A 7,461-nucleotide genomic window follows, 5' to 3' on the forward strand; every position below is an offset into this window, starting at 1 on the left:
TCAAATCATTCGCAAGGATAGCGAGGTAGTGCATCAAAATGCGATGGAGCCCACGCTCATGCTGTTGAGTGCGCCAGAGTTCAAACATGCAAACGACGAGTTTTTGAAGGCGCTAGAAGACCATCGAAAGAAAGATCATCGGGATTGCCTCGCTAAATGTGGCAGCGCATTCGAAAGTGTAATGAAGGTTCTCTGCGCTAAGAACTCGATCCCATTCAAGGAGAAAGACACCGCTTCCGCGCTACTCAAGGCATTGTTGGGAAATGGACAGCTTGATCAATTCTGGGAGCAGCCATTGATTTTGATCGCAACACTTAGAAATCGGCTAAGTTCCTCGCATGGAGCAGGAGCTCAAGCCAAAGTTATATCGGAACATGTGGCCACATACGCAGTGAATTCCACGGCGTCGGCTATCCTGCTCCTTTGCTCTGAGTTTGGGTAAAAGTCACATAACCAATTGTTGTAGTTCGTTCCGGCTGCGGCCTCCACCGGACGCCCCTGTCGGGGCGCCGCTAAACAAAAGCGTTATGTGCCTAGGGTATAAGAGCCATGTCTCAATGTATAAGTAAGGTAGGGCTCTTGAATAGAGCCCACCTCGAAACTAACTCTACTTGTGATCGTGCTCTTTTAGAGTTTCATGTTTAGGTTTGTTTTCAGGTGTGACTCTTTGCCTTTTGTCTGTCTTCCCTGTGGATTTAGCTTTGGGTTTTGGGCCTGGTTTAATACTCATATACAGTGATTCCATCTGTTTGAGGCATGCCGTAATTGGCGTGCTGTATAACAATATCAGGTCATTATTTGAGCTTTCAAGGTTGTTTTTTGATCAATTATGCGGTGTTAGCCTTAGAGTATCGGATTGCACATAACAAACGCAGTCAATCGGGACGGTTTTTAGTCGGTTTCGCTTCGCTGCACCAACTTAAAACCGTCCGTTGCAGCGGGCGTTAGGCCAAGGAGGTAACTCATCAAATATGGATAAAATTTGTGCAAATTGCCACTTTTTGGGCAAGCATCATTCGCACCAATCCCATGGTGAAGGAGTGCAGTTTCTTGTTGGAAGCAAAGAGCGTCATGAGCTCACGAAAGGCAATTTCTCTTGTATTTCAGACATGTATACACTTAGGTGTTTAAAGGAAGTTTGGGACGAGCGCTTCAACGATAATGGCACACCTTTACAGGATATAGTTTGTCAAAAGGATCGTGAAAATCGTTGTTTTTTCTACCCCTATGATGAGGGTACATCCTTCAAAGCGGCGGGGGAGCTCCAAAAGCGCCATGAAGAACATCGTCAGATGAAAAAGTCCAATAATTAAACTGTAATAGGTTTATGGATTGCTTCACTGGGGTTGCTAATCAATGCAGGTGTTGAGCTCTTCCGTTTGTTATTCGCAGGGGCCTAACCAATGCGGTCAAGGGACGCTCCTGACGTCGCGCCCCTGCCGCTGGCGTTATGTGTCAGGAGAGTAAATGACATCACCATTAGCGGGTGCAAAAGAAGCACGCAGTGAGATAAAGAAATTTCATGTGTCATTGAACCAAGAGAACCTGGTTCCTGAGCAGTGCCATCGACGGAATCATAGAAATTACCCGATGGTCTCTTATGTCAGCCAAATAGCCGCACTATTCTTCAGTAGTAACTACGAAGTGATTCCGGTTTTTATTAGTCGCACGGTAACTGAGCTAGAGCGCAATGCTGATCAGCCTGTTACTGAAAGCTATAGAAAAATTGTATATGAATACCTTTGTCAAATGACTTACTTTCTAGCAAATTACACCAACGTTGATTCAGAAAAGCTTAAATGTCATATACCAGAGGAAATTCGCAACGCTGGGAGTCGTAAAGCACCGGAGATGGACTATCAAACATAGCAATTTAAAAACACATAACAATCGCATGTTGTCGGACTGGTTTTCCGCTGCGCTCCAAACCAGCCGCAAATGCGGGCGTTAAGCTTTATTGTTGCGTGATGCGCATCGTGCTACCATATCCTTATGATTAAAACATTCCGTCACAAAGGACTGAAACGGTTCTACTCAACTGGCAGTACTGCTGGTGTACAGCCTGACCATGCCAAGAAGCTACGTATGCAGCTTGCTGCTCTGGATACCGCCACGTCAGCTGAAGACATGGCTATCCCTGGCTTTCGGCTTCATCCATTGAAGGGAAAAGACAAAGATCGGTGGTCGATTTGGGTCAACGGAAACTGGCGTATGACATTCGAGTTTCGGGATGGCAACGCCTACATTCTTGATTATGAGGATTATCACTGATGACTATGCATAATCCGCCGCATCCTGGTGAGTTCATTCGGGAGGTATACTTGGAGCCTTTTGGCATCAGTTCCCGTCAACTGGCTTCCAGTCTGGGCGTTTCTCCTTCCACTCTTTCTCGGTTGCTCAAAGGAGATAGTGGTATAAGCCCGGAAATGTCTCTGCGGCTATCCAAGGTTCTTGGGCGTACTCCTGAAAGCTGGTTGGCAATGCAAGACATGCACGATCTAGGGGTGGTTCGTCGGACTGTCAATTTGGATGGTATTCATCCTTTGGACTTCGAAGCAGCTTAACCAGCGGCTGTTGTCGGACGCGCCTACGCTGCGCTCCGGCACGCCGCAAAGCTTAGCGTTTTAACTACCAGACGAAAAATGCAGGAGTATTCGAAAGTGGATCAAACCCAAAACATTGATTCAATTGTTGAGCTTCAAGGTGACCTTGCCAGGAAACACAAAGCCTATACCCCCAATGAGGCGGAAGCAGCAAGGGCATTAGTGGCTCAGGATTTCGAGACCCTGCAGAAAAACGGCTATGTCATTATCGAAGGGTTGCTTAACGATTCGGAATTGGAGTCAATCCGCGCGGCAACCTCGCCGCTGTTGAACAAACCAGGCCGCAATAATTTTGAGGGCGTGAAAACACAGCGCGTTTATAATGTTCTGGAACAAACGCGGGCTATTGATTCCCTAGCGGTTCACCCGAGAATTACAGGCCTTCTGAATCGGCTTTTTCAGCCAAATTATCTGCTTAGCCAAGCCCAAATAATCAATATCTTGCCTGGGGAGCCGCCCAGCCACTGCACTATGATGACGGGTTCTATCCGATACCCCGCCCCCGCAAGCCCTTCGGCGCGGCTACGGTATGGGCTATTGATGAGTTCACAGAAGATAATGGAGCAACGGTTCTCATCCCGGAAAGTCACCAATTAGGCCAAGAAATAGTCACTGATCGCAGTAAAGTCATTCCAGCTGTTATGCCTGCAGGATCAGTTGTTTTCTTTCTCGGTACAACTTGGCACGGTGGCGGTAGCAACCAGTCAGCAGCATCCCGCCTTGCTGTTACATGTCAGTACTGTGAGCCTTGGCTTCGGCCACAGGAAAACTTCTTTCTGGAATTAAGCCAAGAAACTTTGGCCGCCATTCCTGAACAATTGCTGAGCATGGTTGGCTATTCGATTCATCCGCCTTTTATGGGCATGGTTAATGGTATGCATCCCAAGCGTACATTGAGCCGCAAGAAGAGTGGCAGCTAACAGGTGCACGCAAGGGGCGCTGGTTGAAAATGCATCGGTCGCTGGGGAATCCAGCGGATTCGCAGGGTTTAGCCTGGCGCACAATGTGAGCTCTGAGCAGGAGGTTGATCAGGTTATGGCCCAGAAAAAAACTGCAGGGGGATTAGACCACCCATGTCACTTCCATTTTATACCGTCGGCCACTCCACCCGTACCATCGAGGAATTTACCGAACTGCTGCAAGCAGCCGGTGTAACTCTCGTGGTCGACATACGGCATGTCCCCCGATCACGCACCAACCCGCAATACAATGCAGATAATCTGCCAGACAGCCTTTCCCCCTATAACATCGGCTACCAGCTCATCGAACAACTCGGCGGGCTGCGCGGTAAAAGCAAACAAATCGACCCAGCGGTTAACGGCTTCTGGGAGAACAACACCGCTGTGCCATCATGTGCTCAGAAGCCGTCTGGTGGCGCTGTCACCGGAGAATAGTTACCGATCACCTTTTAGCCCGTGGCGAAGAAGTGTTTCACTTAATGGGAAAAGACAAAATAAATCCTGCTACTCTGACGCGCGGTGCGCGAGTTGAAAACGATGAGGTGGTGTATCCGCCGACTGAGGATAAGGGCGAGTATTAAAATCGCGGAGAAATTTAATGTCGAAAAAAGTCGTCATGTTTGAATACGAGAAAGAAACGAAAAACAGTGTTCGCTACAAGGAAGTCCCTGATGAAGGAACTGCGCCTATCGTAGGTACTTTGTATGTTCAGAAGTGGTTTGCCGGGAGCAGCAAATCCATTGAGATAACCATAGACAAAAAAGACTAGCTGTCCGCACACGAAAACAGACAAAACCTGCCAAAAAAAATCCGAGTGCAACTTTTTCCAAACCTAGCACGTACCTGTGTCTGGCTACCCGGTTTTAAACCGGGTGGAAAATACAACAACAAGGCAGAACCGCACTTGGGGCGGCTCATGCTAGGAGAAAGTTGCATGCGCATACCAAAGCGCTATATCCGGGCATCTTTAGCATCGGCGATCGTACTTGCCATCGCTGGCACAACGCCGGCTCACGCTGGCCTACTGGGCGGACTGCTCGGTGGCGACGGTAAAAGTGCCGGCGACGGCCAGCCTTCTGAAGTCACGGGCGATGGAGGTTTCTTTAGTGAGCCCTTCTCCGAACCCACCATTCAGGTGGACGGAGAACAGATTGCTACCAGCGAGCGCTGCATCCCCGAAGCCGACGGCAACCTGCAATGCAAACCGTCAGCGGGCACCATCGCTGTGTTGGGCGATGGTCGCTTTGTGTATCTGAATGCGCTTGAAGGCACGGAAAATGCTGAACTCGCCGTCATCGCCCAGTTCGGCGAGGTATCGGTCAACGACCAATCGCGCGTTATGACTCTGGACGAGAACGACCAGCCAACCTGGACCAAGCCAGCGCAGAACGATGGCGGAGCCAACCCCAACGGCAACGACAGCACCACCCTTACCGGCGGTCTACTCGATACAGCAGATAACACCGACATGAATGACGGTGCCTTGTTCTGTGCCGACGTTGTCTTTCTTCCCGACGGCCGGATGATGGCGGTCGGCGGCACTGACTACTATTCCGAGCCTGGCGTCGACGGCCTGCCTGTGGGCGTTGTGGAGCTGGAAGGCCTGAAATCCTCACGCATCTTCGATCCGGAGACCAGCACCTGGAGCCAGAGCGGTGACATGCAGTACGGCCGTTGGTACCCAAGCCTGGTGAGCATGGCCAACAGCGATATATTTGTGGCCAGCGGCGTAACCAAGCTGCTCAAGCCAGTGTACCCAGAGGATCCGCTTCAGTCTGGTCGTAACGTGGTACAGACCGAAACCTACGATATTAATAGTGGCACCTGGAGCAATAACGGCTCGGCGGCACAGCGCTCGCTGCCTTTGTTCCCGCGTATGCACCTGCTGCCCAACGGCCACGTGTTCTACAATGCCGGCGGCCAAGCCTTCAATCCATTCGGGCAGGCTTATGATCAGGCGCTTTGGAACATTGTTGGCACCTATAACCCGTCCACCAAACAGTGGTCCGATCTGGGCTACGCTGGCCTGCCCCTGCGGCTTAACGAGTTGGGCCTGGCTGCGCTGAGTACCACCCTGAACCCAACCAATATCAATCCGGACCAGGTGGAGCGCCTTCTGGGCGATCTGGTCGGCCAGACCCTGGACGACCCAACGGCTGCAATCGGCCAGTTGCTTGAGACCCCGGTCGACGACCGAGCAGTAGAGCGCGCCATCGGCTCCGGCATGCGCGGCTCGACGTTCTCGATTCAGCTGCCACTGCGCCCGGATAGCAACGGCGGTTATCACGAGTCTGAGTTCCTGACGGCTGGTGGTGTGCCAACGTACGTTACCGCCGGCAGCCCGGGCGGTTATCTGCCGATTTCCTCATCGCGTATCGACACAGTTACCACTAACGGCGACGACATGGCTTATGAGTCGCGCCTGACGGGCTCACTTAATCAGCCTCGCTGGTACGGCTCCGGCGTGATGATGCCTGATAACAGCGTTATGGTCTTCTCCGGCGGCACACGCGATGGCGTTGTGGCTACTGGGCTGGAGGGCGCGATTATCCAGTCTGAGCGTTTTGATATTGAAACCGAAACCTGGAAGCCAATGGCTTCGGCTAACCGTGAACGCACCTACCACAACACAGCTGTGCTGATGACGGATGGACGGGTTCTGGTAGGCGGCCACTCGCCCATCAATACCGCCTATCTGTCGTTCATTAACCTGGATGAGCTGGGATTTGCGGACTACGCCGGGCGTGACCCGTCGTTTGAGATCTACACGCCACCCTACGCTGCGCGTGACGATCGCCCAACAATTGAACAAGCGCCAGTTGCACTGCTCACAAACGGTGGTGAATTCGACATCCGCACAGACCGGTCAAACATTGACCAGGTTATGCTTATCCGTCGCAAGGCAACCACCCACCTGGTCGATGGCGACCAGCGCACCGTAGCGCTGCCAATCATAGGCCGCAGTGGCGACAAGGTAACGGTGAAGATGACCAGCAACCGCGCGGTTTTGCCGGCTGGCCAGTACATGCTATTTGTAAGCTACAAGGCAGAAGACGGCATGCGTTTGCCTTCAGAGTCCACGCCCGTGAGCGTACTGGCTGATCCCGGCAACCCGCACGGCCCACTCGCTCAGCAGCTGGAACCAGCACCGCAAGAGGAAGATAGCAATGGCGGGGTGGTCGGTGGACTGCTCGGTGGAGTGCTCAATAGCGGCAACAATGGTGGTTCGCTGTTGGACCCGCTCTTCGATCTGAGCTCGGGCGGCGTTAGCGCAGTACCCACCCTTGGCCAGCTTCGTGACGGCACGCCGCAGCTTCTGACCGAAGGCGGTATTGCAATTGAAGGCGGTGCCTCGGTGCTTAAGCAAACCGTAGACGGCTTGCCCGTAGCGCTGCAAGGTCTGGTTATCGACTTCACCAATCTCGCTGGCAACAACTAATGAGTCGTTGCAACCGTAGCCTTCCCCCTCGGGGGGGGCTTTTTTTCGCATTCATTGCCGTTAATCTACTTTGGGCGGTAGCCGCCCATGGCCACGGCGGTGGTTCCGATGAGGACAAAGGCAGCGTATACGCCGTGCTCGACCCTCTACCGCCGGAACTGTCGTCACTGCGGGTGCAGCTGCGCAAGACGCTGGCACCCCAGCTGCTGGTTGCCAACCCCACGGGTAAGGCGCTGACCATCGAGGATGAATCAGGCCGGCTTTTCCTGCGCATTGGCCCGGAAAATACCGAGGGAGACTTGGGCACGGCGGCATTTCACCGTACCAACACCCTCATGGCGCCCGGCGCGATTCCGGCAGATGCTTCCGGCGATCCACGCTGGACGGTCGTTGAAGCCACGCCTAACTGGGGTTGGTTCGACCTGCGGCTGCGTACCGATGCGATCGATCTGCCCATGAG

Annotated in this window: 9 protein-coding genes and 2 pseudogenes; all 11 read left to right on the forward strand. The window is 52.7% G+C overall.

Annotation, left to right across the window (positions count from 1 at the left end; genetic code table 11):
- Nucleotides 1-442, forward strand: a 442-nt coding sequence (locus BCA33_RS16085) for an abortive infection family protein (RefSeq protein ID WP_217632685.1), incomplete at its 5' end; no start/stop codon positions are given.
- A 529-nt stretch (nucleotides 443-971) separates the two neighbouring features.
- A complete protein-coding gene (locus BCA33_RS16090) occupies nucleotides 972-1,313 on the forward strand; it encodes a hypothetical protein (RefSeq protein WP_071267443.1) in 342 nt (113 codons plus the stop codon).
- Nucleotides 1,314-1,467: 154 nt separating this feature from the next.
- A complete protein-coding gene (locus BCA33_RS16095; RefSeq protein ID WP_071267445.1) occupies nucleotides 1,468-1,869 on the forward strand; it encodes a hypothetical protein in 402 nt (133 codons plus the stop codon).
- A gap of 123 nt (nucleotides 1,870-1,992) precedes the next feature.
- Complete coding sequence (locus BCA33_RS16100) at nucleotides 1,993-2,271, forward strand: type II toxin-antitoxin system RelE/ParE family toxin (protein ID WP_071267447.1); 279 nt, start codon at nucleotides 1,993-1,995, stop codon at nucleotides 2,269-2,271.
- Complete coding sequence (locus BCA33_RS16105) at nucleotides 2,271-2,564, forward strand: HigA family addiction module antitoxin (RefSeq protein ID WP_071267449.1); 294 nt, start codon at nucleotides 2,271-2,273, stop codon at nucleotides 2,562-2,564. Before BCA33_RS16100 ends, BCA33_RS16105 begins: the two co-directional genes overlap by 1 nt.
- Before the next feature lie 96 nt (nucleotides 2,565-2,660).
- The gene (locus BCA33_RS22175; RefSeq protein ID WP_254774508.1) at nucleotides 2,661-3,200 is read left to right on the forward strand and encodes a hypothetical protein; all 540 of its coding nucleotides are present in this window, start codon (nucleotides 2,661-2,663) and stop codon (nucleotides 3,198-3,200) included.
- Nucleotides 3,095-3,523: a phytanoyl-CoA dioxygenase family protein gene (locus tag BCA33_RS22900; RefSeq protein ID WP_368087260.1), complete on the forward strand. Its 429-nt coding sequence runs from the start codon at nucleotides 3,095-3,097 to the stop codon at nucleotides 3,521-3,523. Before BCA33_RS22175 ends, BCA33_RS22900 begins: the two co-directional genes overlap by 106 nt.
- Nucleotides 3,524-3,676: 153 nt before the next feature.
- Nucleotides 3,677-4,143 (forward strand): annotated as a pseudogene (locus tag BCA33_RS16115) (DUF488 family protein).
- A gap of 17 nt (nucleotides 4,144-4,160) precedes the next feature.
- Nucleotides 4,161-4,331 (forward strand): hypothetical protein, encoded by a 171-nt coding sequence (locus tag BCA33_RS20550; protein WP_175469811.1) that lies wholly within the window; start codon nucleotides 4,161-4,163, stop codon nucleotides 4,329-4,331.
- Nucleotides 4,332-4,496: 165 nt separating this feature from the next.
- The gene (locus BCA33_RS16120; RefSeq protein ID WP_071267451.1) at nucleotides 4,497-7,001 is read left to right on the forward strand and encodes a galactose oxidase-like domain-containing protein; all 2,505 of its coding nucleotides are present in this window, start codon (nucleotides 4,497-4,499) and stop codon (nucleotides 6,999-7,001) included.
- Nucleotides 7,001-7,461 (forward strand): annotated as a pseudogene (locus BCA33_RS16125) (hypothetical protein); the annotation flags it as partial. The gene BCA33_RS16120 and the pseudogene BCA33_RS16125, both read left to right, overlap by 1 nt.

Origin of the sequence: Marinobacter sp. AC-23 (assembly GCF_001858325.1) — a bacterium.
Taxonomy (GTDB): domain Bacteria; phylum Pseudomonadota; class Gammaproteobacteria; order Pseudomonadales; family Oleiphilaceae; genus Marinobacter.